Here is a 23,421-nt window from a genome sequence, read left to right on the forward strand (position 1 = left end):
GTCAACTCTTTGAAGAACGCCTGCTCTGTGTCACAGGGCAGGCGTTTTTTTATTAAGAAAGCTTGGGCGGTGGTGAGGGCAAGGTGTAGAGCAACGGCATGGCCACGGCCACCAACAGAAACACCACCACCACAAAAATCAACAGCAGCTTGAAGAACTCGGGTGAGTCGGGGAACTTTGGCTTGGGCGGTGGCGTTTCTTCCACATGGATGGGGGGCAGTTGAACCCCTAAGCCATCGCCAGCCGCACGCGATCGAAACACATTCACCACAGGCATGCCGTTGGCCTGTGTGCCGCTTAACGTGGTGGCCACTTTCAGCGCGGCTTGCACCTTGATGTCCCGCGACGCGAATTGGCTGGAGCCACCGTCTTCCAGTTCACGCACCTGCGCTTCTGTCAGTCCACACAAATGCGCCACACGGGCGTGGTCGAGCTTGCACATGGCGCGCAGGCGAAGGATGGCTTGTGGGTCGATGAGGTCTGCGGTCATGTGCGGTTGGAGGGTTTGGTTCTTATCGGTTTGACTTGTTTTCGTACGCCCGTGAGCGTATAGACCTAGCGGTTCTTTCTTATGACAATCTTGTCAGATTTCTCAATTGGCTAGCAACTTTTAATTTTAAATTTTCGATGAATTTCCAAAAAATCAAAGAAAGCGACGAAGTTGAGTTGCCGCTGTTACTGAAGAATCGCCTTGTCAGTTTGGTGGCTTACATCCAACAAAAAATTGAAGCCTCCGAGTTTGACGCGCTGAGCTTGGCCAACATTGCCAAAGACAACCGCATGACCATCCCGCAGCTGATGGAGTTTGGGTTCACCAAAGCCAATCTGGTGTGTCATGCCGTGGTGGCGAGCAACGAGGCCATGATTCGAAGCTTGATGGCGCAAGACATCACCACCTTGGGCACAACCCTCATCGCGCAAGTGGAAGCGTATTTGCTGCAGATGTACCACCACGATTTGCGTCAGCTGCCATTCAAGACGGCGATCCAGTCATACGCATGGACTTGGTCGGTGGTGGACGAAGAGCGCTTCGTCAACCAAACCATGAAGCTGATGACGCCGATTTACCTCGCATTGCACGCGCACGGTTTTGACCACATTGATGCGCGCTGCCAAACCATTTGGGCGCTCTACACCCGAGGCTTGCGTACAGCTGCTTTGGGAAAAGGGAGTGCCAGCGACTGCTTGGCGGCGATTCGCACGTCCTTGAACTTAATGATTGAAAGAACTAAATGAACGATAAAAACGACATGTCCAAAGAAAACAGCATCTTCATCGGTGAAGGTGTGGTGTTCACAGGGTCTATCAAAGCGCCGAATCAGGCCATCATTTCTGGCCAATTCGATGGCGAGCTAGATGCACGCGATGTGCTGATTGGTACGTCAGGGGTCGTGACGGGTAAAACGACGGCCGAATATGTGGATGTCAAAGGCGAGTTGAATGACACCGTGACCAGCCGCGAGTTGCTCATCGTGCGCAGCACAGGCCGCGTGCGCGGCGCTGTGACGTATGGCGAAATCGAAATTGAGCGCGGCGGTCAGGTCAAAGGCGACATGACGCAGCGCTGAATCAAGGTTTAGATCAGCTTGAGGCGCTCTGAAGAGGGCACCACACGTGTCAGGCGAACACCGTAGCGGTCGTTCACCAACACGATTTCACCTTGGGCCACCACCGAGTTGTTCACCAACAGGTCGAGCGGTTCGCCCGCAATGCGGTCGAGCTCGACCACGCTGCCTTGGGTGAGGCGCATCAAGTCTTTGATCTTGATTTGTGCACGGCCCACTTCGATGGACAAGTTCACGACGATGTTTTGCAACACCTCGGGATTGATGTTGCCGGGCATCGTCGGCTTGAAGTCTTCCAAGCTTGGTTCGACATCTTCGGCTTGCACAGCCACTTCGTCGTGTGTTTCGGCTTCAGCGGCAGCCACTTCGGCTTCGTCGTGTTCTGGGGTTGGGTTTTCTTTTTCGTCGGTCATGATGTATTCCTGTCTCAGAGTTTGCCGTGAACGTGTTCGTGGTCAATTTGCACAGCCACTTGCGAGCCGCGTGTGCCCACATTGACGTGGAAGGCGGGAACGCCATCAGTGCTCATCAGCGCGGTGTCGTCTTTCTTGAAGAACAACAAATCGCCTTCTTGCAAATGGTTCAAGTGGTGCAGCGTGGTTTTGATTTCACCCATGGTGACTTGCAATTCCAGCTTGGCATCACCCACCGCCGCAGCGAGGTCTTTGCGCCATTTTTTGTCTGACTCTTCGTTGCCTTCGCCACTTTGTACGCGGCTGCTGAGCAGTTCGCGCACGGGCTTCAAGGTGGCGTAGGGGTAGACCAAGTCAATGAAGCCTTTGCCACCGCTGGCGGTGGCGTCGGCTTCAAAGCGGCTCAAGACCACCAAGTCGTTTTCGTCGGCGATTTGTGCGAACTGAGGGTTGATCTCAGAGCTCACGTGTTCGCATTCGATGGGCATCAGCGGTCCCCACGCTTCGGTCAACGAGCGGAAGAACACTTCAAGAATGATCTTGATGATGCGTGTTTCGGTGGGGGTGAACAAACGGCTGGGGGGGAGTTCGCCCACGCCTTTGCCAAAGCCACCAAAGAAACTGTCGAGCGAGCTGAACACCACATTGGGGTCGATGATGATCACCGAGTTGCCACGCAGTGGGTTCATGCGAACCATGTTCACCGACAAGGGCGCACGCAGGCCTTTGAGGTAATCACCGAACTTTAAGATTTGCACGCGCGTGGGGTTCACACGCGGGCTGGTTCGGAGCACTTCGAGCAAGCCAAGACGGAACAGTCGGATGAAGCGCTCGTTGATCATGTCGATCGACGAGACGTTCACACCCAGGCTGCTGTCTTCGCTGGCGAGGTCGTGCTTGCGCACCCGCACGCTGCTGTTAAAGCCGGTGTCGGTTTCGATCGAACCGTCGCGCACGCCTTCCGACAGCGCGGCCAGTTCTTCGTCCGAGAGCAGGTTAGATTTCATGTGGGCTCAAAAGTTACTGCATCACAAAAGAGGTGAAGAACACGTCTTCAATGCCGCCGAAGTCTTCGTACTTCATGAGCATTTCGTTCATCACCACCTTGATCTTGGTCGCCAATTCGACGCGGAAGTCTGGTTTGGCCACATCGGCTTCAGTGCTTTGACGCATCACGTCGAGCACTGCAGAGCGAATGGCAAATTCATGCTTCTTCACGTTGTCAAACACGCGTGAGTCGTAGTGGGTCATCACAGCCACTTTCACGACCATGATTTTTTTCGAGCTCGTGATGTTGGTCATGAACTCTTTGTCGATTTCCAAATAGGTGTTTTCAAAGCGCGTGGCTTCGGCTTCCTTTTTGACCTTCGATGGGCCGTCTGGTGTTGCGCCATGCGCGTTTTCGGCAGCCTTCTCTAGCTCGTCCACTTTTTCGTGGGCGGCTGCTTCGCTCTTGTGCTCGAAGAAGCCAGAGAAATACAAGGTGCCGAACATCACTGACATGACCAAAATGATCACGGACAACACGATGACCAAAATCAAAAGAATAGGTTTCTTTTTCTTCGGTTCGCCTTCGACTACTTCTTCAGTCGGTTCTGCTGCTGCTTCTGCCATATCGTTCTCCTAATGTTCAGATTGTCATGCGTAATTTATGCATAGAGGTCAAGCAAGGACGCATTGGCCTTGCTGCGGGCCGAGGTCGCGCTAGAAGCGTCACCCGAGCCTTTGACTTGCGAAGAGGAATTGTCTCTAACTTGGGAATGCTTAGCCGCATTGCCAGAGTTGTTGTGTTGGGCGTTGCCGCCGCCTTGACCCACCTGCACTTGACCGGCATTAATGCCAAAGTTACCAAGTGCTTCGCGCAGACGCTGGCTGCTGTTTTGTAGCAAGTCGCGTGTGAGTGGGTTGTCGGCACGGAACACGGCATCGAGCTTGCCGTCTTTCATTTCGAGTTGAATTTCAACGCCACCCAAGTTGGAGGGGCGCAGACCAAATTTCATCTTCCACTCGCCGTCGCTGAGCTGCTTGTGCATGCGTGCGGCCATTTCGGTGGCCATCTTGTCGCTGAGCTGGTCGTAGACCTCGCCCATGTTGGCGCTTGTGGCTTGTGCGGCGTTTGCAGGCGCTGTGTTGGCGGCGTTTTGGGTGTTGTTCAGGGCTTGTGAAAAACTGCTGAAGTGGTTGCCTTCGCCTTGCGAGGGGTGTTGGTCAGGGTTGCCTTCGCTGCCCGCGTCTTCTGAGAAACGAGACAAGAGGGCGCTGACATCTTGCTCATCCACGCCTGTGCCCAAGAGCGACAACATGTCGATCGTGCTGGGCATAGGCGTGTTGGTTACGGCGGTGTTGACGGGCAACACTGCGGCAGGCAAGACGGTGATTTGTAATTGTTCGATCGCCGCCATGTCAGTGGGCGTCAATCCTGGCATTGCGGGCGCAGCCAATGTGGTGGCTGCGGCGGCCAAGCCTGCACCCGATGCGACAACCGGGGTTTGTGCGGCAACGTCGGTCATGGCGGCCAGCTGTGTGGCTACTGCCGTGTCAGTGGTTGGTGCGCCATTGAGCATGGTGTTCATGGCTGCTTGCAAGGCATTGGGCACGCCAGCCGATGCTGTGCTGTGTGCGCCGCTCAGCACGGTGGCGGGTGTGGCAGGCTGTTGGCTCAATAAGTTTTGAATCTCTGACTCATCCAAGCCCATGGACTTGGCAAAGGCAGCCAAGCTCTCAGGGCTGGGTGCTTTTTGAGGGTCGGTGATGATGCGCATCTGCGGGCTCAGCTCAATGGTTTGCAATGAGACTGGGGCGGCAAGTGGTGCTGCTGCTTGCGCCTCAGGCACGGGCGTGACTGAGACGGGGGTGACTGGGGTCACAGCGGTCGGTACGACAGCCGCAGGCACCACGGGCGCGCCCTGCATCAAGCTCTCTAACAAAGCGTCTGTGTCGGTCGGCTTGGTTTTGGTTGTTTTGTTGCGCGTGCGTGCGTGGGCTGTTGACGGATCTGTGTCGTCGTCTGCTTGTGACGCCTCGTTGTCAGCGCGCGTTTCACGTGTGGCTCGCTCAGGGCGATCGGTGCTGTGCCTGTCTTCTACAGGGCGTGCATCTGATGTGTTTGCCGCGTCTTGTGCAGGGGCTTGGGGCACATCAGCGGCAAAAGTTTGCCGCTCTTGCGGCACCAACCGCGCCATCTGGCGTGCCATGACTTGTGCAAAGTCGAACCCCAAATGAGCACCCGCAGACGGGCCCACCCCAGTGCGCGTGCCTTGTGGCACCGCATTGCTGGGGTTGGTTGGCACCGACGGGGCCGGTGGCATTTGGAGATAACTGGACAGGTTCATGGTGGTCTTTAAACGAGTTTGCCAACGAGTTAAGCAAGAACCGTGACAGGTCAGTTCTTGCCGCTTTCGGCTGAGAGGCGCATCAGTGTCAGTTTGACTTGGCACATCGATTGCTTAATGAACATGCCCCGAAAGTTTTTTCAAGGCAAAAAGAAACCTAAACGTTCCACTTTCAACTGGATTCCCTCAATGAGCACTCTCACTCTGTCAACGATTCGACACAACTTGTCGAAATTTGACCTCTCCGGACTAAGTATTCCGGTGGTGGTGCTCGTCATCATGGCGATGCTGGTGTTGCCATTGCCTCCGTTGTTGTTGGACTTTTTGTTTACTTTCAACATTCTTTGCAGCTTGGTGGTGATCATGATCGCCATCGGCACCCGTAAGCCGCTCGAGTTTTCATCCTTCCCCACCGTCTTGTTGTTTGCCACCATGTTGCGCTTGGCGCTGAACGTGGCGTCCACCCGTGTGGTCTTGGTCAATGGCCACGAAGGTGCCCACGCTGCCGGCAAGGTGGTGCAGGCTTTCGGTGAGTTCGTGATCGCCGGTAACTATGTGGTGGGTTTCATCATCTTCGCGATCTTGATGATCATCAACTTCGTGGTGGTGACCAAAGGTGCAGGCCGCGTGTCTGAAGTGAACGCGCGTTTCACCTTGGACGCCATGCCCGGCAAACAAATGTCGATTGACGCTGACTTGAACGCTGGCGTGATCGACCAAGAAACTGCCAAAACACGCCGTGCCGAGCTGGCCCAAGAATCTGACTTCTTCGGTTCCATGGACGGTGCCTCTAAATTCGTGAGCGGTGACGCCATGGCCGGTTTGTTGATTCTGTTGATCAACTTGATCGGCGGCTTGATCATCGGCGTGGCCCAACATGACTTGCCCGTGGCTGAAGCCGGCAAGATTTACACCTTGCTCACCATTGGTGACGGCTTGGTCGCTCAAATTCCTTCTTTGCTGTTGTCGCTGGCCACCGCCATCATCGTGACCCGCGTCACGACCGCTGAATCTATTTCTGAGCAGGCGTCTGTTCAGTTGGCCAACCCCACCGCCTTGTTCATCTCGGCTGTGATCTTGATCATCTTGGGCATGGTGCCCGGTATGCCGCACTTGATGTTCATCACCTTGGCTTTGGCCTCGGCGGGCTTAGGGCTCATGATCATCACCCGCGAAGTGCAAGACGAACAAGCCGAACAAGCCGTCAAAGATGCCACGCCTACTGATGCACCGAAAGAACTCGACTGGGACGATGTGGACCAAGTCGACCTCATTGGTTTGGAAATTGGCTATGGCTTGATCCCGTTGGTCAACGCCGAAACCGGCGGCGAGCTGATGACACGCGTCAAAGGCGTGCGCAAAAAATTGTCTGCCGAGTTGGGCTTCTTGGTCCAGCCCGTGCGTATCCGTGATGACTTGAACATCGACCCAGACGCTTACAACATCGTGCTCAAAGGCGTGGTGCGTGGCAAAGGCGAAGTCAAAGTCGGTCGCGAATTGGCCATCAACCCCGGCCATGTGTATGGTCAGTTGGAAGGCATTGCCACCCGTGAACCCGCCTTCGGTCTGGAAGCCGTGTGGATCGAACCTTCCCAACGCGACCAAGCCCGTACCCTCGGCTACACCGTGGTCGATGCTGCCACCGCTATTTCGACCCACCTCAACAAAGTGCTGCGCGAAAACGCCTCCGACATGTTGAGCCACGACGAAACCCAACAGTTGCTCGACAAATTGGCGGCCAAGTCACCCAAGATCGTGGAAGACTTGGTGCCCGGCAAGTTGTCACTCGGCATCTTGACCCGCACGTTGCAAAACTTGTTGGCCGAGTCGGTGTCCATCCGCGACATGCGCACGATTGCTGAAGCGTTGACCGAAGCCAGCACCCGCACGCAAGACCCAGAACAACTCACCGCTATGGTTCGCCCCAAGCTCGGTCGCATGATCATGCAAAGTCTGATTGATGGCGACAACGGTTTGCAAGTCATGACGCTGGAGCCATCGTTGGAGCAGTTGTTGCACAACGTGCTGCAACAAAGCCAACCCGGCCAAGCCGTGGTGATGGAGCCGGGCTTGTCAGAAAACTTATTTGCCGGTCTGCGCGAAGGCGCGCGCACCGTAGAAGAAATGGGCCACCCCGCCGTGTTGGTGGTGTCCCCTGTGATTCGTGGTTGGTTGTCCAAAGCCGCACGATTCCGCGTGAACGATTTGACTGTGCTGTCTTACAGCGAAATTCCGGACGATCAGGCCGTCAAAGTGATCCACACCGTGGATGCCAAAGCCCGATAAACCGAAAACCTATAACAAAGACAGAGTGAGCTGACCCTATGGAACTCAAACGCATCCTTGCCCGCGACATCCGCGCTGCCAACGAAAAGGCCGTGGCCCAATACGGCTCCGACGTGCTCGTCATTTCGAGCAGCCAAGTCAATGGTTTGACCGAGCTGATCGTGGCGGTTGATTTGGCCCCGATGACCACAGAGGAAGCTGATCCGTTTTTGAAAACACAGTTCGCTTCGTCAGCCAAGCCCACAGGCAAGTTTGATGTGTTGCTGGGACAGACACTGGACCAAAACAAACGCGATGCCCGCGAGCGCCAAGCCACCAAAGTGGCCAAGCCCATCGTGGAAATGGCTGCAAAGCCTGCCGCACCCAAGGCCAAGCCCGCAGCCAAAGTAGCCGCCCAACCGGTGGATGAATCGGCCAAGCGCGCCGCTGAAGAACACGACACCTTGCGTGGCCGCGAAATCGTGGCGCTGGTGCGTGAAGAACTCAACTCCCTGCGCCGTGAATTCAAACTCGGCCAACAAATGGCCGCGTGGCAACAAGGCGGCATGCCTTTGCCCGCTGCCATCGCGCCTTTGCGCGACGCCTTGAACGACGCGCCCATTCCCGTGGCCTTGCGTGCTTTGTTGATTGACAGCATCAAAGACCACGACAACATGGCCGATGCCATGGGCGCTTTGAGCCGCCAGCTCAGCCACTCGGTCGAACAAGCGCAAGGCCAAACACCTGTGTCAGGCATCCATGCCTTGGCTGGCCCGTCCGGTGCGGGCAAGTCGATGATGGTGGCCCGTTTGGCGCAACACGCCGCGCAACAACACGGCAGCGAAAAAATCATGGTCATCAGCTTCCAAGACCAGCGTGCTGGCGCTTGGAACCAAACCCAATTGCTGTGCGCGCAGTCAGGCGTGGATTCATTCCGCGCTACCAATGCCGCCACTTTGAAACTCTTGCTCGACGAGCACACCGACCGTCAACTCATCTTGATTGACACCCCCGGCGTGCAAATGAACGAGCGCTTGGCCGAGATTCGCGCCATGAACCTGAATGTGCAGTGCCACGCCGTGATTCCAGCAGATGCATCGGCTGCCAACATCCGCCGTGTGTTTGACAACACCGACAACGTGTGGGCCTCCTTGATGCTGAGCAAGCTCGACGAGTCCAACCAACCGTGGGCCTTGTTGCAGTTCTTGACCGACAAGTCGCTGAGCGTGTCGGTGGCCAGCCATGGCGAGCGCACTGTCGATTTGGTGCAAGACGTGTCATTGGTTGGTTTGGTGCAATGTGCCCTCGACAACTTGCCCTTGCCAGAAACCGAAGAACAAGCACAGCAAAATGCACGCGATGCAGCCGTCAACGAACTGGCTGTGTCCAAACTGTCGCAAATCGCGGCTAAATTCAAAACCGAAACCACAGGCTTGACCCATGAGTAATCCACGCAAAACAGAAGTCATCGGCGTAGCCAGCGGCAAGGGTGGCGTTGGTAAAACCACGACCTCCATCAACTTGGCGGTGGCACTCACGCAGCTGGGTCACAGCGTCATGTTGTTTGATGCTGACCTCGGTTTGGCCAACGCACAAATTGCACTTGGTGCGCGCGCTGAATACAACTTGGGTCACTTTTTGGCCGGTCAAAAAACGCTGCAAGAAATTCTCATCACCACCCGTCAAGGCGTGAAGCTCATCCCAGGTGCCTCGGGCATGCAAGAGCTGGCAGGCCTGAGCGACATTCAAGCGGCCAGCATCGTGCAGTCGTTTGGTGTGTTGGCGGACGATGTCGACTATTTGATTGTCGACGTAGCAGCCGGTATTTCACCTTCTGTGTTGTCGTTCTTGGCTGCTTGCCAACGCCGCTTCATCGTGGTGAAAGACGATCCATCGTCGATTGCCGATGCCTACGGCACCATCAAGATCTTGAGCAAAGAGATGGGCTTGGACGAAATCTATCTCTTGCCCAACATGGTCAAGAGCCAGTCGGAAGGCTGGAAACTCTACAAAAAGCTCAACGACGTCTGTGTGCGTTTCTTGGGCGAATCGGTGCACTACCTCACCTCGATCGAAGAAGACGAGATGGTGTTGCGCGCACTCAAAAAATACCAGTCGGTGATGGAACTTGCCCCTGGCACAGCTGCCGCGCGTGACTACATGCGTTTGGCAGAGGCATGCACGCACTTGCGTCCGATTGACCACCCCTCGGGCGGTCTGCAATTTTTCATGGAGCGACTGATGCAAAACGGTTCGTCTGACACATGAGAGCACTATCCCCCGTACAGATGTACGACTCCTGCAAGCCCAAAGGCGAAGATTTGGTCATGGCCCATTTGGGTCTGGTCAAACGCGTTGCCTTGCACTTGAAGGCGCGTATCCCCGCATTCATGGAGCTCGATGAGCTGATTCAAGTGGGCATGATTGGCCTGCTCGAAGCCTCACGTGCGTTTGATCCCGTCAAGGGCATTGAGTTTGAAAACTTCGCGCACAGCCGTGTGCGCGGTGCCATGCTCGACGAAGTGCGACGCTTGTCGTTCTTGCCCCGTTCGGCGGTGGCGTTCAACAAAGAACACAACACCACGGTGCACGCTTTGGCCGCTGAGTTGGGCCGCACGCCCACGCAAGCTGAAATTGCCGAGTACATGGGCAAAGACCTGGAAGAGTTTCACAAAGAACGCGGCAAAGCCAAACGCTTTGAAACCTATTCCATGGAAGTGGTCACTGAAGAAGTGATGACGATTGCAGACGACAGCTCTCAGCAGCCAGATGTGATCGTTGAAGAAGCCCAATTCATGGACGCCGTGACCGATGCCATCGCTCAGCTGCCTGAGCGCGAGCAGCTGGTCATGCAGCTCTACTACGTGGAAGAGTTCAACCTCAAAGAGATTGGCGAAACCTTGGGCGTGAGCGAGTCTCGCGTGAGCCAGATCTTGTCCTCTGTGGTCAAAAAATTACGCGGCACCTTGAAAGTAGAAACGGCGTCTGAGACTGAGAAGGCCGAGACAAGGAGACGCGCATGAGTAACTTCATGATGAACATGATCTCGTGGATCTTGTTGCTTCTGGTCATCTTGACGCTGTACCTCATCGACAAGATCAACCACTTGGCCAAGATGTACGAAGCGCCCAAACCAGAAACAGAGCCTTCGCTGCCCGATTTCGGCGCAGAGATTCCTGGCGATTTGTTGTTCTCCGGTTTGGAGGGCAAGAAACTCTGGGATGCCATGAATGGCAAACAAGTCGAGGGCTTTGATGCCACCTTGATCGAGGCCCTGCGCCCGCATTACGAACCGATTCTGCGTGAACACATCACGGCCAGTTTCAAAGACGGCATTGAAGACGCGTTGGGTGGCACCGAAAACCACATGCCCAGCTCGACCCGCAAAATTTCAACGGCGCGCGGCCACATCCAATCGTGGTTGCCTCCGCAGCATTTGGGCAGCGTGTACCGCTCGGCCTTGGAGTTTGCAGGAAGCTACTGCGAAAACCCAGACCCCGAAGTGCTGTTGCGTCTGAAGCAAACCGTGGACAGCGTGGTGGACATGCTTTACCAACGTGTGGGCATCACCAATGAAGTGCCGTTCTCAGAATTCTTGTTTGAAGAAGTGTCTGTGGCTCAGCCTGACGATGCCAGTGACGACGCCATGTTGGCACTGACAGATGAGTCGGGTTCGTCTGAGGTGTTGGGCGATGGCTTGCTAGAAAACAGCGACACGCGTGAACCTACGCCAGAAGAGTTGGCACAAGGACTGGAGCATGTGCAGGCCTATGAAGACCAACAGCGGCAAGAAGTTGCCGCTGAGACAGTCGACGCGGTGATGCATCCCGATGCGTTGACGCATTCAGATGCCGCACCGCTTGAGGCCAAGCCTGTTTGATCGGCTGTTTCTACACATGTCACTCAAGTTTGCCCAACCCCTTCCGATACTGCCTGTGTAAGCGAAGAAATACACAGGAGTTAATCAAATGCGAGCCAATTCACGAGCCATTCAAAGTTACGGCGATGTCAAAGTCAGCAGCGGCGTTGCCACGGCCAACAATGTGCAATTGATTCAAATGTTGTTTGACGGCTTGTTGGAGAGTTTGTCCACGGCACGTGGCCACATTCAGCACAAAAATATCAATGAAAAATCCAAAGCCATTGCACGCGCCAGCCGCATTGTGATTGGCCTGCAAGGTGCCTTGGATTTTGAAAAAGGCGGCGATCTGGCCAACAACCTCAATGAGTTGTACAGCTATGTGACCCGTCGTTTGTTCCACGCCAACGCCCACAACGATGTGGCCGTGTTGGATGAGATTCACGGTTTGATGCGCGAGATTCGCGATGCTTGGGAAGGCGTGCCTTCCTTGGTGCCCGCGACCAACCGACCTGCTGGCATGATGAACTGATCGCGGATTTCTTCTTTTTAGAAGTTTTTCGTTATTTATCAGTTAATCTTGCAGGTTGTTCGGGACAATTTTTAGGCGTATCCAAGTTTTCGACTTGGATACGCCAACCTGCTTGGGGAGAGTGTTAGATGTCAGCAATTATTGGTTTGGTCGTTCTGTTCATTTGCGTGTTCGGCGGTTTCGTGATCGCCGGCGGTAGCTTGGCGCCCATTATCAAAGCCACCCCATTCGAAATGTTCATTATTGGTGGTGCTGGTGTTGGCGGCATGATCACCGGTAACTCTGGCGCGATTTTCAAAGGCGCTTGGGGCGGTATGGGTCGCGTGATCAAAGGCCCCAAGTACCACAAGGAAGACTACATCGGCATCATCGCCGTGATCTCCAAGTTGATGAAAACACTCAAGGCCGAGGGTGCCGTGGCGATGGAATCGCACGTCGAGAACCCCGAGGCCAGTGCCATTTTTGGCGAATGCCCCAAGATGCTGCACGACCACGGTTTGGTCGGCTTGATTTGCGACACCATCCGTTTGATGGTGGTGTCCTCAGGCACCTTGAGCCCTTATGCGGTGGAAGACGTGATGACCACGTCCATCAAACACCACCACCACAGCGAAATGCAAAACGCCGATGCCATTGCCACCCTCGCTGGCGCTTTGCCCGCGCTGGGTATCGTGGCTTGCGTGTTGGGTGTGGTGAAGACCATGGGCGCGATTGACCAACCTCCTCCTGTGCTGGGTGCCTTGATTGGTGGCGCGCTGGTGGGTACGTTCTTGGGCGTGTTCTTGGCTTACGGTATTTTCGAGCCCTTCGGTAGCCGCTTGAAGCAAATCATTGACGAAGACGGCGAAGCCCTCAAAGTGGCGCAGCAAGTCATCATTGGCAACATGCATGGCTACCCCGTTCCCTTGATCATTGAAGCTGCACGCGTGTGTATCAACCACCACGCACAGCCCACCTTTGGCGAACTCTTTGACGCGTTGAGGAAATAATGGCTGACGAAAAAGACGCGGCAGCCACGCCGGAAGACGCCGAAAAAGCAGCCCAAGAAGCCGCTGCCGCCGCTGCGGCCGCGGCTGAAGCTGCAAAAAAAGCAGCAGAAGAAGAGAAGGACGAGGCGCCTGCGCCCGTCATCATCATCAAGAAAATCATCGACGAGGGCCACGGTGGCGCTCACGGTGGTGCTTGGAAGATCGCGTTGGCCGACATGATGACGGCGATGATGGCGTTCTTCTTGTTGATGTGGCTGTTGGGCGCGTCCAATGAAGACCAGCGCAAAAGCATTGCCGACTACTTCAAACCCACCTCACAAAGCTTGGTGGCCATTGGCCAATTGGCTGGCTCCAACGGTGTGTTGGGTGGCCGCTCCATCATTGACCCCGATGGCTTTCCGTTTGCGGCCAAGCAAACGGCGTTGCTCGAACGTTTGACACCTCGCTCAGAAGGTGGCCCCAACCCCAGCACCGACCCCGGTCAAGAAAACAACAACCCCTACTCAGACCCAGACAAGCTGACGCCTGAGCAGAAGAAAGAAATTGCCGCTGCGCAAGAAAAAGCCGACTTTGACAAACTCGAAAAAGAGATTGAGCAAAAGCTGTCTGAAAACAAAAAGCTGGGTGGTTTGAAAGACCAAGTGTCTGTCACGCGTGACAAACAAGGCCTTCGCATTGAGATCATCGACAAAGCCGACTTTGCCATGTTCCCCAGCGGTGGCATGAGCATGCAGGGCAAAGCGTCCAACCTGATCAGCGAAATTGCAGCTTCATTGGCAGAAATGCCCAACAAGATCGCCATTCGCGGCCACACCGACAGCGTGCCCTTCAACAACAAAGAAGGCCGCAACAACTGGTCGCTCTCCGCTGAGCGTGCTGAAGTGACGCGTGCTTTGTTAGAGAAAAGCGGCATCAAAGAAAGCCGATTCGCCCGCATCGAGGGCGTGGCCGACACCGATCCGTTCAACCCCAAAGACCCACGCGATCCGCGTAACCGTCGCATGAGTATCACGGTGCTCTACAACGACCAAGACTAAGCAAGGCTTAGACGTAAAAAAGGCAGCTCATTGAGCTGCCTTTTTTCTTGGGTGCCGTCAGAGACGTTAAGCCGCTGAGCGCAGGTCGTACTTGTTGATCTTCTCAATCAAGGTGGTGCGCTGCAAATTGAGCAACTTGGCTGTGCGTGACACATTGCCCGAGTTGCGGCTCAGCGCCTGCTCAATGATGCTGCGCTCAATCTGTGCCATGCGCTCTTTGAGCGACAAGCCTTCGGGTGGCAAATGAGGCATGCCTTGGGCCAACATGATGATGCCCTCGATCTCGTTTTCCTCTTCCTCTGGCTGCTCGTTCATTTCGGCCAGCACCTCGGGGGGCGGTGTCATTTCCAGTTTGGCCAGCAGCGGTGCTTGGGCTTGAAGCTCGGCTTGGGCCGACACCAAACCCTTGGGCAACAGGGTAGGGGGGATGGCGCGCAAGTCCAGCTCTTGGCCCGCGTACAGGGTGCTGAAACGATCGACCAAGTTGGACAACTCGCGCACGTTGCCAGGCCAAGGGTACTTTTGCAGGGCCGTCATGAAGTCGGCCTTGAAGCGGATGGGTTGCTTGCCAAAGTTGACACATTTCTTGGCAAAGAATCCCAACAACTCGGCCACGTCATCGTTGCGTTCACGCAACGGCGGGGTCACCATGGGCAGCACATTGAGGCGGTAATACAAGTCTTCACGGAACCGACCGGCCGCAATTTCGGTTTCTAAATCTCGGTGGGTCGCGGCCACCACGCGCACATCCACCTGAACCTGGCGGGTGCCGCCAATGGGATCAACGGTGCGCTCTTGCAACACGCGCAGCAGCTTGACCTGCATGTCCAGCGACATGTCGCCAATTTCATCCAAGAAGATGGTGCCGCCATGGGCCAGCTCAAAGCGACCAATGCGGTCGGCCACAGCGCCCGTGAATGCGCCTTTGCGGTGGCCAAACAGTTCGCTTTCTAACAAGTCTTTGGGAATGGCCGCGCAGTTGATCGGCACAAAGTTGGCACCGCATCGGTCCGATTGCTCATGCAGCAGCCGAGCCAATAGCTCTTTGCCTGTGCCACTCTCGCCCGTGATCATCACGGTGGCGTTGGAGTTAGCCATCGTCGCGACCAATTGGCGCAGCGTGGCTGCTGACTCGCTGGAGCCAATAAAGTTTGTCGTGGGTTTCATGTCAAAAATTCCTACACATCATTGTCGGTGACAACAAACATTTCACAAGACAGAAAAAGTATTCGTCTTTGAAAATGTTAAAGATGCCTTGATCGGTGCCGAATCTAGGGGGAGACCTCTCAAGGACACAGACATGAACCGCATCACACATTGGGCTGTTGCAGCCTCCGCTCTTTTGTTGACCGCTTGCGCCAGCACGCCACCGCCCATGCCTGCACAAGCGCGCGTGGACGACAGCGCCAACATGATCACGCCGATGACCCAAAAACGCGAAACCTTGGTGGCGACGGGTTATGCGGTCATTAGTATTCAAAATCACCGCAACGCCGCTCAGCAACGTTTGCTAGCCATCCGTGCCTCCAAACTTGACGCTTACCGTGCTTTGACCGAACAGGTCTACGGCCAGCAACTCGATGCCAGCACCACCGTGGCTGACATGACCGTGATGAGCGATACCTTCCGCGCCCGTGTGGAAGGTGTCATTTATGGCGCAGTGCTGGTCAGCATCACCCCCGTGGGTGACGACACCTATGAAACCACCATGTCGCTGGACCGCCACGTGGTCAACGACTTGCGTGCGTTGTACATCGCCAGTTTGAGCAACAAGCGCTAAGTACAGGCGTTTAGAAAACATGGCCATGTGGACTTCTTCGCGCCGACGCCTGTGTATCGCCACTTTGGTGGGTTTGATGGGTGTCAATTTTTCCGTCGGTGCAGCAGACCTGAGTGCGCAAGAGCGCCTCAACGCCATTCGCAGCGCGATGGTGGAAGCGGCCATGAAGTCCAACACCCGCGTGAGCGCCACGAGCTGGATGGAAAGCGATGGTAAGTTGCGCGAACTCAACCGCTTTTCGTCTGAAATCAAACTGCGTGATTTGCAGCTTGCCCAATACGTGCGTGACGCGGGGCAACAGCCTCAAGCAGAGCTGGCTGTTGCGCAGGTGGAAAGCGTTCAACCAGGACGCTGTGAAGCCCCACAAGCCAAAGCCCCTTTGCGTCACGTGATGACGGTGGGCATGGATCTGTCCACAGGCCTGGCACCAGCCCAGCGCTACCAAGCACAACAAGTCGGTTTCGCGGCGCGGACGCGCCTGGTGCAAGCGGGCGCACGCGCCGAGCGTTGGCGTTTGATTCAAAGCCAATCGCCAGCCCGTACCTATGACCGCTTGATTCATGGCCATGGCGAAGAACATGTGCAATGGCATGCCCAACTCACGGTGACACCTGTGCCTTTTGCGGGCGTTTCTGACGACTACGCCGCGTTTGGTTTGAGTTTGATGGTGAGTGGACCCGGCCAGCGCCAAGGGTGGTTCACAGCTGAAGAAGTGGTGGTGCCAAGCTTGCCCACCCAAGCCCATGGCACGCCAAAAATGGACAACGACACCCACACCGCCATTGCGCGTGCTGTGGCGGCCATGGTGGTCAAACTTGAAAAGCAGCTCGCGTGTGAACCACAAACTTTTGCAGTTCAGCAAAATGAGGGCCGATTGGCCCTCAACGCGGGAAGCCATTCTGGCTTGCGCGTGGGCGACCAACTGATGATTGCAGACCCCTCTGTGCTGCCCCGTCACACATTGGAGCCCGGCGCGCTTGACGCCGCCGTGTTGGCCGAAGTCAAATCAGTCACGCCTTATCAGGCCGAGCTCAAGCAAGTGGCTGGACGCAAACAAAAATTCAATGGGGCTTGGGTTGCTTGGCCTTACACGTATTAAAAGATCGACGGGAGAACCGACCATGAACACGCCTACTAACTCTCTTCGCGCCTTGTTGTGCTGCATTGCTGTGGCGATGCCCATGTGGGCATTGGCTGCGGGCCCTGCGCTACGCAGCACCTACCAAGTGGTGTCGGGTGACACGCTGGACAAAGTCATTCGCAAAACCATGCCCGACAGTCCGTTGCGCGTGGAAATTTTGCGCAATGCGTTTGTGCAGCAAAACCCTCAAGCCTTCACCAAATCACCCCCCCGTGCCTTGATGGCCGGCGCTGTGTTGAACGTGCCCAACCACGACGACTTGCTGCGCAGCTACACAGTGCCAGGCCAAGCCCCTGGCAACAGTGGCATGAGCCGCGGCGGTGGCTACTCGACCGCAGACATGAACATGAGCGAGCGCAAAAACTGGGTGCGCTTCCCGTAAAGGGTTGTCATGGCCATCCTAGGTCCAGAAGGCGTCAACGCGATTTCGCGTGTGGCGCCTATTCATTTGGAAATGCGCACCGCGTATGTAGAAGCGCCCGTGGCACGACAACTCGGTTTGCACGATGGCCAAGTGGTGCAAGCCACTGCGACTGTGGTGAACCAACAGCTCAAGCTGGCGCTCAACGAGCACATTTTTAATTTGCCCTTGCAGCCCTACATCAAAGAGGGCGATCTGGTGCAGCTGCGCGCGCAACTCTTGCCTGCTGGCAAGTGGGCGTTGCAGTTGCTGCACACGGGCAATTTTGCGGGGCCCGAGGCACCGCAGGCGGCCATTCCCACGCGCTTGAACACCTTGCTGTTTCAGCCCGGCGGCTTTGCCAGTTTGCTGACCCTGCTGCGTCCCGGCGTGTTAGAGGGCTTGGTGCCGCCGGTGCAAGACGCGGGCGAATTGAAAAAACGCATCACCGCGCAACGGCTGAGCATGGGCAGTTTGCAAGCGCAAACCTTGAAACGCTTTGTGTTGGGCCACAGCAAAACCTCTGAAGCCAGCTTGGCTGAGGGCGAGCCCGTGGCCGACAACACCAAGGTGCTGCTGCGTTTGCTCATGGCTGAACGTGCGCGTGTGGAAGAAGACAGTGGCGACACCCAAGAAAGCCTGCATCACGCCCTTGATGAAGTCGAAGCGGCGCAAGTTCAGTCTGCCCAAAATTTGCACAAAGGCGAGCTGAACTTCGCCTTGGTCATTCCGTTTCGCGATGCCGACCCGGTGGCGCTGCATTTCGAGCAAAAAGGCAACAAGCCGGGCCAACCCAAGAACCCGCTGGTGGTCAACATGCACACCCAAAGCCGCGTGCTGGGTGAGGTGTGGCTCAAAACCACCATCAGCCACAACGCGCAGGTGGACTTGACCATGTGGGCGTTGAACAAAGAAGTGGCTGATTTGGCCAAATTCAACGCCAGCGAGCTGACCGATGAACTCGAAAGCGCGGGCCTGCGCATGGGAAGTTTTCAGGTCTACAACGCGCCACGCCCAGAGGCCCTAGAAGACCATCCCCCGACCGAACACGGCAGCTTGGTGGACACCCGCGCATGACCGACAAACACTACATGCAAGCCGTGGCTCTGGAATATGGCCGCAACAAGGCACCCACGGTCACCGCCAAGGGCGACGACGAACTGGCGCGCCGCATCGTGGCTGAGGCTAAGAAGCAGGGCGTGTACGTGGCCGAAGACCCACGCCTGTTGGCCATGTTGAGCCGACTCGATGTGGGGCAAGAAATTCCGGAAGATATGTTCACCGCTGTCGCCGTGATTTTGGCGTGGGTGTACTGGCTCAAGGGCATGCAGCCCGGGGATGAAAAGCCTAAATAATTTTTATGCTTCAGCGTAGCCGCGGCCACCGCGTCGACCGCGCGAGACTTTGCCCAGGCGGTCATAAATCTCGACCGAACTCGTGGGGTCTTGTACTTGAAGGCTTTGCAGTGCGCCACGGATGGCGTCAATCTTTCGGCCAATCAGCACCTCGTTGCGGCGATGCATGTCGCGGCAATGGGCCATGTGCGCTTTGAAACCGTCCCATTCTGGGCCGAGCGCATCTGCTGAATCTGGGCCTTGGATGCCCGCCAGCTGCGCGAGCTGCTGAAGCAGCTCATTTTTGGTGCTTTGCGACGCTTCAAAGGCGTCTAAATCTTGCACCTTCAACTGCTCGAACTCTTGTTCAAGCATGTCTTCCAGTGTTTTCGCCAAGGCCAAAGCCTGCTCGAGCGAGGAGGCTTGTGTGTCGGTGGCGGGTGTTGTCATATCGGACAAAAGACGATCAATCAAAGATGAATGAACGATCAGTTGCCGATCATCTTTTCGAGGGCCACAAAGTTTTCAGCAATTCGGCGTGGGTTCACAGGGTAGTTGCCTTCCTTGATCGCCTGCTTGATGGCTTCTACTTTGGAGCGGTCGAAGTCTGGTTGCGCCATGACTTTTTGGGCGACGTTGCTCAAGCTCACTTTATCTGCTCCTGCGGAAGATGCTTTCTCCATAGACGGAGCCAAGTCTTCCTTGGCTTGCGCGGCAGAAGGGCTTCGTTTTTCGACTTTGTCGATGGCACTGCGAATCGCAGCGTTCGATTGCGTCATCCGACCGTAATTTGAAATTGCGTCATTCATGATGTTTTCACTTTCTCTAACCTGTAACCCAGGTCAAAACTTTTTCACAACACTTCAATCGACCTCAAATTCTAGAACTTGAGTGTTTTCTTGAAATATTTTTTAAATACCACTTTTCACCTCAGTTTTGCGGCATTCGGTCCGGTGATCACGCCATATATTGATCGACCCGACTCGACATTTTTTAAGCGAATTTGTTCACCTAGACCACCATCTTGCAACGCTTCCGCGCGCATTGTGATGGAAAAGCCTTGTCCTTCGCCTGCTGTGAGCTGAACCTCTTGTCCGCGCTTGACCAACACAGCGGTCTTCACGTCGTACGAACGCAGAGGGGTGTTGGGCGTGAGGTCACGCACCAACTCCATGTTTTTGAGTAATTTGGTATCAGAAATGATTTGGTTTTCCATGCCCGCAGCAGGCATGTCGGCATAACTGAACATGTCTGGCCTGATGACCGTGCCGCGCTTGAGCAACTCTTTGGACACCAACACTTTGTGCAACACAGGCGCAGATGGGCTGGCGCGGTTAAGCGGCGCTGTGGCTTGACCCGTGTTCACGTTGACGAAAAGCTGCCAAGCGGGCTGCGCACAGCGCACGCGAAGGGCGGGTTGATTGGGAAACGGCTGTTCAAACTGCAGGTTTTGTTGACAGTTTTGCACCGTGATGCGTGGGTCCACAGGCACCACTTGTACCTGTTTACCCTGGAAAGAAGGGTGGTTTGCAGCCCATTGTTGGGCTTGCTTTTGCAAAGCCTCAAAGGCGCTGTCTGGCAAAGGCGAATCCGCTGCAAACCCAATCTGGGCGTGGCTTAGAACGCATGCGGCCAGCCACATGCCCCAGCGCTTGACGCGTGGGGTGTCGGCATTTTTTAGGCACAGCATTTGCATAGTCATTCGGGTCGGTGTTGATGTTTTGACATTTGTTCAGACCCAACCCTTCATGCAAGAACGAAGCCAACTTTTAAAACGGACCGATTAACCGGAGCCCTCCATGCGACTCGACCCGTCCTACAACCCTCAGGTGAACACCACCGACGCCTCCGGCATGCCCAAGCTGCCGCGGAGTCAGTTGGCGTATGCCCGTACCGCGCCCGCTTTCACGCGCGCGATGGCCAGCGCCAGCCTATCTGGTTCATTGGCCCCCGAGGGCAGCACGGCAGCGTGGGGCACCTCGGTTCGCTCAGGCCAAACGTTGACAGGCATCGTGCGCGAGCAAATGGCTGCGCGCGGCGTGAACATTTCGAACAACGAGGCCATGCGCTTGGCGCAAACCGTGGCGCGTTCGAACAACATTGCCAACCCCAACATGATTCATCCAGGTCAGCAGCTGAACCTGGACAGTTTGAATTTTTCTTTGCAACAAGCGCAAGCGGTGAACCAAGCCATTGCAGCCAACAAAGCCGCCGCAGCTTCGGCGGCAGCCCCCGCGGTCACGCCTGCCGCCAACGTCAACACCTTGAACACCAACACGGCCTTGGGCAGCGCTGCCTTGGCAGGCACAGCGCAAGTGCAGTTGCTCACGCGCTCAGACCGCAGTGGCAATGTGGTGCTGGAAAAAACCATCGACCGCGCGATTGAAAAGGGCTTCATCCCCGCGCAAGACAAACAAGCCGTGATGAACAAGATTGTTCAGCTCTCGCAAGAACACCGTTTCGCGCCCGATGACTTTGCGCGCCTCACCTTGATGGAGAGCGATGGCATGAACCCCAAAGCTTCCAACAGCCGTTGTCACGGCATCATCCAGTTTTGTGATGGCCCTGACCGCGGCGCAGCCAGCGCTGGTTTTGGTGCCAACCCCAAAGCCATTCTGGGCCACAGCGTGTTGCAGCAGCTCGACATGGTGGGCAAGTATTTTGATGACACGGGCTTGAAGAACTTTGGCCCCGTGGGTTTGGATGATCTGTACTTAACCGTGCTCACCCCAGCCGCGCGTAACGAAACGCGACCCAACGCAGCTTTGAACATTCCGGGTCAGCAAGCCGCTTATTTGCATGTGAACCGCGACATGCGTGCGCCCATCACACGCAACTCCATCTTGGCGGGTTTGCATCAAAACGCCAATGAACGTTTGGGCACGGACGTGGCGCAACGCCCCTCCATGCAGGCGGCTCGCTTGAGTGCCTATGCCGCGCAGGCTGCTGTGTCGGAAGTTCGTTAAGTTTTTGCTTCTTGTTTTTCTGAGCTCGCGCGAGTGGCTGGGTGTGTGGCCCTCCTCATGCTGCGAGCAGAAATCGTCGGGACCACACACCCAGCCACTCGCGCTGCGTCGTTGCATTTTTGAGTGCGTAACGCGCTCTGTGTTGATGGCGCAGGGTGAGTTGCATAGGGTTTAGCGGCAAACATTTGCCGCTTCTAGCGTCAAAACCACCGTGGCACGGCTCTTGCATTAATCGACACGAGGTCTCACAACTTGAGGCCATGTGTCAATAAACAGGAGTCTTGTTATGGACGTTTTTAAATCAGCCTTTGGAATTCACGAGCGTGCGCTTGGCGTGAGAAGCCAACGCATGGAAGTGCTGGCGCGCAACATCGCCAACGCCGACACGCCTAACTACAAAGCACAAGACGTTGATTTCAAGGCGATGCTCAAAGAAGCCAAGACTGAATATCTGACGGCCACCAACGACAAGCACTACGCCGGTCTGCAAGAAGCGCAAGACAACGGCATGCGTTTTCGCACACCGTTCAACAGCTCATTCGACGGCAACACCGTGGAGATGAACGTGGAACAAGCCCAATACGGTAAAGCCGCTGGTGAATACCAAGCGACTTTGCAATTCCTAGAAAACCGCATCAGCGGTCTTCGTAAAGCCATGCGCGGGGAGTAATAGACCATGCAACTCGACAACGTTTTTGGTATTGCAGGCACCGCGCTGAACGCGCAGTCCATTCGCATGAACACCACGGCTTCCAACTTGGCCAACGCCAACTCGGTCGCAGGCTCAGAGGAAGAGGCCTACCGCGGCCGTCGTCCCTTGTTCAAAGCTTTGATGGACCAAGAAATGACACACGCAGGCGCTCAGTTCGTCGGTGGCGTCAAGGTGGACCGCATCGTCAACGACCCCGCACCCATTCGCAAGACGTGGGAGCCAGGCAACCCACTCGCCGACAAAGAAGGCTATGTCTTTCACTCCAACGTGAACGAAATGTCTGAGATGGTCGACATGATGGCCGCTTCGCGGTCTTACCAAAACAACGTCGAAGTGGTGAACACCGCACGTCAATTGATGATGCGCACCCTTGAAATCACCAAGAGCTAATCATCATGGCAACTACAGCAACCTCCACCCTGCCTAGTGGCATCGTCAAGTACGAAGACTACCAAGCGCAACAAAAAGCCACGCCCACGAACACCAACATGGGTCAGACGGAATTTTTGACACTCTTCACCACACAGTTGAAGAACCAAAACCCGTTGGACCCTGTCAAGAACGAAGCCTTCGTGGCCCAGCTCGCGCAGTTCTCACAACTTGAAGCTACCACGGCCATGAAAACCAGCATGCAGAACTTGGTCTCTAGCTTGGCCAATGACCGCTTGCTCGGTGCCACATCTTTGATTGGCAAAACCGTTGGCGTGCCCGATGGTCCTGTGGCCGTCACGGACACCACCGTGTCGCAAGGCGTGGTCAATGCACCCACGGGCGCAGACGGTATCAAGGTTGAAATCTTCAACGACAAAGGCATCTTGGTGCGCACCCAAATCTTGGGCCCACAGCCTGTGGGCGACGTCACCATTGCGTGGGACGGGATGAACGACGGCGGCACCGCAGTGCCCAATGGCAACTACCGCTATGTGGCCTCGGTCAACAGCAACGGCACCGTCACCAAACCCACGGTCAACACCTACGCGCAAGTGACCGGTGTGACCAGCGCAGGCACCGCCGACGGCACCATGTTGCTCGAAGTCGCCGGTGGCAAGACGGTCAATTTGACTGATGTGAAACGCATCAGCTACTAATTTCAAGA

The 23,421-nt window shown here is 55.8% G+C and carries 28 protein-coding genes; 19 read left to right on the plus strand and 9 right to left on the minus strand.

The window, feature by feature from the left end; translation table 11 throughout:
* Positions 1-52: 52 nt before the first annotated feature.
* Positions 53-490, minus strand: a complete 438-nt coding sequence (locus QMG15_RS02120) for a hypothetical protein (RefSeq protein ID WP_281789269.1) — start codon at positions 488-490, stop codon at positions 53-55.
* Between the two features lie 137 nt (positions 491-627).
* Here QMG15_RS02120 and QMG15_RS02125 point away from each other — a divergent pair, with 137 nt between their 5' ends.
* Complete coding sequence (locus QMG15_RS02125; RefSeq protein WP_281789270.1) at positions 628-1,236, plus strand: hypothetical protein; 609 nt, start codon at positions 628-630, stop codon at positions 1,234-1,236.
* Positions 1,233-1,568 (plus strand): polymer-forming cytoskeletal protein, encoded by a 336-nt coding sequence (locus QMG15_RS02130; protein WP_281789271.1) that lies wholly within the window; start codon positions 1,233-1,235, stop codon positions 1,566-1,568. Before QMG15_RS02125 ends, QMG15_RS02130 begins: the two co-directional genes overlap by 4 nt.
* A gap of 8 nt (positions 1,569-1,576) precedes the next feature.
* On the opposite strand, the gene fliN is transcribed toward QMG15_RS02130, so the two are convergent.
* Genes fliN through QMG15_RS02150 form a run of 4 tightly spaced genes read right to left on the minus strand, consistent with a single transcriptional unit; the run spans position 1,577 to position 5,310 of the window.
* Positions 1,577-1,978 carry a flagellar motor switch protein FliN gene (gene fliN, locus QMG15_RS02135; RefSeq protein WP_281789272.1) on the minus strand — a complete coding sequence of 134 codons (402 nt, stop codon included), beginning with the start codon at positions 1,976-1,978 and terminating at the stop codon, positions 1,577-1,579.
* A gap of 14 nt (positions 1,979-1,992) precedes the next feature.
* Positions 1,993-2,985: a flagellar motor switch protein FliM gene (fliM, locus tag QMG15_RS02140; RefSeq protein WP_108359732.1), complete on the minus strand. Its 993-nt coding sequence runs from the start codon at positions 2,983-2,985 to the stop codon at positions 1,993-1,995.
* Between the two features lie 13 nt (positions 2,986-2,998).
* Complete coding sequence (locus QMG15_RS02145; RefSeq protein ID WP_281789273.1) at positions 2,999-3,592, minus strand: flagellar basal body-associated FliL family protein; 594 nt, start codon at positions 3,590-3,592, stop codon at positions 2,999-3,001.
* Positions 3,593-3,627: 35 nt separating this feature from the next.
* Positions 3,628-5,310 carry a flagellar hook-length control protein FliK gene (locus QMG15_RS02150; RefSeq protein WP_281789274.1) on the minus strand — a complete coding sequence of 561 codons (1,683 nt, stop codon included), beginning with the start codon at positions 5,308-5,310 and terminating at the stop codon, positions 3,628-3,630.
* 189 nt (positions 5,311-5,499) lie between these two features.
* Here QMG15_RS02150 and flhA point away from each other — a divergent pair, with 189 nt between their 5' ends.
* From flhA to QMG15_RS02190, 8 genes are all read left to right on the plus strand, one after another.
* Complete coding sequence (gene flhA, locus QMG15_RS02155; RefSeq protein WP_281789275.1) at positions 5,500-7,596, plus strand: flagellar biosynthesis protein FlhA; 2,097 nt, start codon at positions 5,500-5,502, stop codon at positions 7,594-7,596.
* Positions 7,597-7,634: 38 nt separating this feature from the next.
* Positions 7,635-9,023 (plus strand): hypothetical protein, encoded by a 1,389-nt coding sequence (locus QMG15_RS02160; protein WP_281789276.1) that lies wholly within the window; start codon positions 7,635-7,637, stop codon positions 9,021-9,023.
* The gene (locus tag QMG15_RS02165; protein WP_281789277.1) at positions 9,016-9,843 is read left to right on the plus strand and encodes a MinD/ParA family protein; all 828 of its coding nucleotides are present in this window, start codon (positions 9,016-9,018) and stop codon (positions 9,841-9,843) included. The genes QMG15_RS02160 and QMG15_RS02165 overlap by 8 nt, the downstream gene beginning before the upstream one ends.
* Positions 9,840-10,598: an RNA polymerase sigma factor FliA gene (gene fliA, locus QMG15_RS02170; RefSeq protein WP_108359727.1), complete on the plus strand. Its 759-nt coding sequence runs from the start codon at positions 9,840-9,842 to the stop codon at positions 10,596-10,598. Before QMG15_RS02165 ends, fliA begins: the two co-directional genes overlap by 4 nt.
* Complete coding sequence (locus tag QMG15_RS02175; protein ID WP_281789278.1) at positions 10,595-11,455, plus strand: hypothetical protein; 861 nt, start codon at positions 10,595-10,597, stop codon at positions 11,453-11,455. The genes fliA and QMG15_RS02175 overlap by 4 nt, the downstream gene beginning before the upstream one ends.
* Before the next feature lie 88 nt (positions 11,456-11,543).
* Entirely contained in the window at positions 11,544-11,966 is a 423-nt protein-coding gene (gene fliS / locus QMG15_RS02180) for a flagellar export chaperone FliS (RefSeq protein ID WP_108359725.1), read from the plus strand.
* A 128-nt stretch (positions 11,967-12,094) separates the two neighbouring features.
* Positions 12,095-12,955 (plus strand): flagellar motor stator protein MotA, encoded by an 861-nt coding sequence (gene motA / locus QMG15_RS02185; RefSeq protein ID WP_108359724.1) that lies wholly within the window; start codon positions 12,095-12,097, stop codon positions 12,953-12,955.
* The gene (locus tag QMG15_RS02190) at positions 12,955-13,992 is read left to right on the plus strand and encodes a flagellar motor protein MotB (protein WP_281789279.1); all 1,038 of its coding nucleotides are present in this window, start codon (positions 12,955-12,957) and stop codon (positions 13,990-13,992) included. Before motA ends, QMG15_RS02190 begins: the two co-directional genes overlap by 1 nt.
* Before the next feature lie 66 nt (positions 13,993-14,058).
* On the opposite strand, the gene QMG15_RS02195 is transcribed toward QMG15_RS02190, so the two are convergent.
* Positions 14,059-15,159, minus strand: a complete 1,101-nt coding sequence (locus QMG15_RS02195; protein ID WP_281789280.1) for a sigma-54 dependent transcriptional regulator — start codon at positions 15,157-15,159, stop codon at positions 14,059-14,061.
* Between the two features lie 133 nt (positions 15,160-15,292).
* On the opposite strand from QMG15_RS02195, the gene QMG15_RS02200 reads away from it, so the two are divergent.
* The 5 genes from QMG15_RS02200 to QMG15_RS02220 are packed head-to-tail and all read left to right on the plus strand — an operon-like array spanning position 15,293 to position 18,668.
* Entirely contained in the window at positions 15,293-15,772 is a 480-nt protein-coding gene (locus tag QMG15_RS02200; protein WP_281789281.1) for an LPP20 family lipoprotein, read from the plus strand.
* 25 nt (positions 15,773-15,797) lie between these two features.
* Positions 15,798-16,871, plus strand: coding sequence for a hypothetical protein (locus QMG15_RS02205; protein ID WP_281789282.1), 1,074 nt, complete (start codon positions 15,798-15,800; stop codon positions 16,869-16,871).
* A gap of 22 nt (positions 16,872-16,893) precedes the next feature.
* The gene (locus QMG15_RS02210) at positions 16,894-17,295 is read left to right on the plus strand and encodes a hypothetical protein (RefSeq protein WP_281789283.1); all 402 of its coding nucleotides are present in this window, start codon (positions 16,894-16,896) and stop codon (positions 17,293-17,295) included.
* A 9-nt stretch (positions 17,296-17,304) separates the two neighbouring features.
* Positions 17,305-18,390, plus strand: coding sequence for a hypothetical protein (locus tag QMG15_RS02215; protein WP_281789284.1), 1,086 nt, complete (start codon positions 17,305-17,307; stop codon positions 18,388-18,390).
* Complete coding sequence (locus QMG15_RS02220; protein WP_108359717.1) at positions 18,387-18,668, plus strand: EscU/YscU/HrcU family type III secretion system export apparatus switch protein; 282 nt, start codon at positions 18,387-18,389, stop codon at positions 18,666-18,668. Before QMG15_RS02215 ends, QMG15_RS02220 begins: the two co-directional genes overlap by 4 nt.
* 3 nt (positions 18,669-18,671) lie before the next feature.
* Here QMG15_RS02220 and QMG15_RS02225 read toward each other — a convergent pair whose 3' ends face one another.
* From QMG15_RS02225 to flgA, 3 genes are all read right to left on the minus strand, one after another.
* A complete protein-coding gene (locus QMG15_RS02225) occupies positions 18,672-19,097 on the minus strand; it encodes a flagellar protein FlgN (RefSeq protein WP_281789285.1) in 426 nt (141 codons plus the stop codon).
* Positions 19,098-19,135: 38 nt separating this feature from the next.
* Positions 19,136-19,456 (minus strand): flagellar biosynthesis anti-sigma factor FlgM, encoded by a 321-nt coding sequence (gene flgM / locus QMG15_RS02230; protein ID WP_233246927.1) that lies wholly within the window; start codon positions 19,454-19,456, stop codon positions 19,136-19,138.
* 116 nt (positions 19,457-19,572) lie between these two features.
* Entirely contained in the window at positions 19,573-20,349 is a 777-nt protein-coding gene (flgA, locus tag QMG15_RS02235; RefSeq protein WP_281789286.1) for a flagellar basal body P-ring formation chaperone FlgA, read from the minus strand.
* A gap of 97 nt (positions 20,350-20,446) precedes the next feature.
* Here flgA and QMG15_RS02240 point away from each other — a divergent pair, with 97 nt between their 5' ends.
* The 4 genes from QMG15_RS02240 (at position 20,447) to QMG15_RS02255 (ending at position 23,413) form a co-directional block, all read left to right on the plus strand.
* On the plus strand, positions 20,447-21,613 hold the full coding sequence (locus QMG15_RS02240) for a LysM domain-containing protein (RefSeq protein WP_281789287.1): 1,167 nt from the start codon (positions 20,447-20,449) through the stop codon (positions 21,611-21,613).
* Between the two features lie 286 nt (positions 21,614-21,899).
* Positions 21,900-22,283, plus strand: coding sequence for a flagellar basal body rod protein FlgB (gene flgB, locus QMG15_RS02245; protein ID WP_108402307.1), 384 nt, complete (start codon positions 21,900-21,902; stop codon positions 22,281-22,283).
* A gap of 6 nt (positions 22,284-22,289) precedes the next feature.
* Positions 22,290-22,715 (plus strand): flagellar basal body rod protein FlgC, encoded by a 426-nt coding sequence (gene flgC, locus QMG15_RS02250; protein WP_108359712.1) that lies wholly within the window; start codon positions 22,290-22,292, stop codon positions 22,713-22,715.
* A gap of 5 nt (positions 22,716-22,720) precedes the next feature.
* A complete protein-coding gene (locus QMG15_RS02255; RefSeq protein WP_108359711.1) occupies positions 22,721-23,413 on the plus strand; it encodes a flagellar hook capping FlgD N-terminal domain-containing protein in 693 nt (230 codons plus the stop codon).
* Positions 23,414-23,421: the final 8 nt, after the last annotated feature.

This window comes from Limnohabitans sp. INBF002, from assembly GCF_027924905.1.
In the GTDB taxonomy this organism is placed as follows: Bacteria; Pseudomonadota; Gammaproteobacteria; order Burkholderiales; family Burkholderiaceae_C; genus Limnohabitans.

Excerpts from the sequence above, each read along its gene's own strand:
- QMG15_RS02145 (WP_281789273.1), bottom strand. The coding sequence starts at position 3,592 with ATGGCAGAAGCAGCAGCAGAACCGACTGAAGAAGTAGTCGAAGGCGAA.
- QMG15_RS02240 (WP_281789287.1), top strand. The coding sequence starts at position 20,447 with ATGCGACTCGACCCGTCCTACAACCCTCAGGTGAACACCACCGACGCC.
- motA (WP_108359724.1), top strand. The coding sequence starts at position 12,095 with ATGTCAGCAATTATTGGTTTGGTCGTTCTGTTCATTTGCGTGTTCGGC.
- QMG15_RS02255 (WP_108359711.1), top strand. The coding sequence starts at position 22,721 with ATGGCAACTACAGCAACCTCCACCCTGCCTAGTGGCATCGTCAAGTAC.
- QMG15_RS02175 (WP_281789278.1), top strand. The coding sequence starts at position 10,595 with ATGAGTAACTTCATGATGAACATGATCTCGTGGATCTTGTTGCTTCTG.
- QMG15_RS02220 (WP_108359717.1), top strand. The coding sequence starts at position 18,387 with ATGACCGACAAACACTACATGCAAGCCGTGGCTCTGGAATATGGCCGC.
- QMG15_RS02190 (WP_281789279.1), top strand. The coding sequence starts at position 12,955 with ATGGCTGACGAAAAAGACGCGGCAGCCACGCCGGAAGACGCCGAAAAA.
- QMG15_RS02160 (WP_281789276.1), top strand. The coding sequence starts at position 7,635 with ATGGAACTCAAACGCATCCTTGCCCGCGACATCCGCGCTGCCAACGAA.
- QMG15_RS02150 (WP_281789274.1), bottom strand. The coding sequence starts at position 5,310 with ATGAACCTGTCCAGTTATCTCCAAATGCCACCGGCCCCGTCGGTGCCA.
- QMG15_RS02130 (WP_281789271.1), top strand. The coding sequence starts at position 1,233 with ATGAACGATAAAAACGACATGTCCAAAGAAAACAGCATCTTCATCGGT.
- fliN (WP_281789272.1), bottom strand. The coding sequence starts at position 1,978 with ATGACCGACGAAAAAGAAAACCCAACCCCAGAACACGACGAAGCCGAA.
- QMG15_RS02225 (WP_281789285.1), bottom strand. The coding sequence starts at position 19,097 with ATGACAACACCCGCCACCGACACACAAGCCTCCTCGCTCGAGCAGGCT.
- QMG15_RS02215 (WP_281789284.1), top strand. The coding sequence starts at position 17,305 with ATGGCCATCCTAGGTCCAGAAGGCGTCAACGCGATTTCGCGTGTGGCG.
- fliA (WP_108359727.1), top strand. The coding sequence starts at position 9,840 with ATGAGAGCACTATCCCCCGTACAGATGTACGACTCCTGCAAGCCCAAA.
- QMG15_RS02205 (WP_281789282.1), top strand. The coding sequence starts at position 15,798 with ATGTGGACTTCTTCGCGCCGACGCCTGTGTATCGCCACTTTGGTGGGT.
- flgA (WP_281789286.1), bottom strand. The coding sequence starts at position 20,349 with ATGACTATGCAAATGCTGTGCCTAAAAAATGCCGACACCCCACGCGTC.
- QMG15_RS02210 (WP_281789283.1), top strand. The coding sequence starts at position 16,894 with ATGAACACGCCTACTAACTCTCTTCGCGCCTTGTTGTGCTGCATTGCT.
- QMG15_RS02195 (WP_281789280.1), bottom strand. The coding sequence starts at position 15,159 with ATGAAACCCACGACAAACTTTATTGGCTCCAGCGAGTCAGCAGCCACG.
- QMG15_RS02200 (WP_281789281.1), top strand. The coding sequence starts at position 15,293 with ATGAACCGCATCACACATTGGGCTGTTGCAGCCTCCGCTCTTTTGTTG.
- flgM (WP_233246927.1), bottom strand. The coding sequence starts at position 19,456 with ATGAATGACGCAATTTCAAATTACGGTCGGATGACGCAATCGAACGCT.
- QMG15_RS02125 (WP_281789270.1), top strand. The coding sequence starts at position 628 with ATGAATTTCCAAAAAATCAAAGAAAGCGACGAAGTTGAGTTGCCGCTG.
- QMG15_RS02165 (WP_281789277.1), top strand. The coding sequence starts at position 9,016 with ATGAGTAATCCACGCAAAACAGAAGTCATCGGCGTAGCCAGCGGCAAG.
- fliM (WP_108359732.1), bottom strand. The coding sequence starts at position 2,985 with ATGAAATCTAACCTGCTCTCGGACGAAGAACTGGCCGCGCTGTCGGAA.
- flhA (WP_281789275.1), top strand. The coding sequence starts at position 5,500 with ATGAGCACTCTCACTCTGTCAACGATTCGACACAACTTGTCGAAATTT.
- flgB (WP_108402307.1), top strand. The coding sequence starts at position 21,900 with ATGGACGTTTTTAAATCAGCCTTTGGAATTCACGAGCGTGCGCTTGGC.
- flgC (WP_108359712.1), top strand. The coding sequence starts at position 22,290 with ATGCAACTCGACAACGTTTTTGGTATTGCAGGCACCGCGCTGAACGCG.
- QMG15_RS02120 (WP_281789269.1), bottom strand. The coding sequence starts at position 490 with ATGACCGCAGACCTCATCGACCCACAAGCCATCCTTCGCCTGCGCGCC.
- fliS (WP_108359725.1), top strand. The coding sequence starts at position 11,544 with ATGCGAGCCAATTCACGAGCCATTCAAAGTTACGGCGATGTCAAAGTC.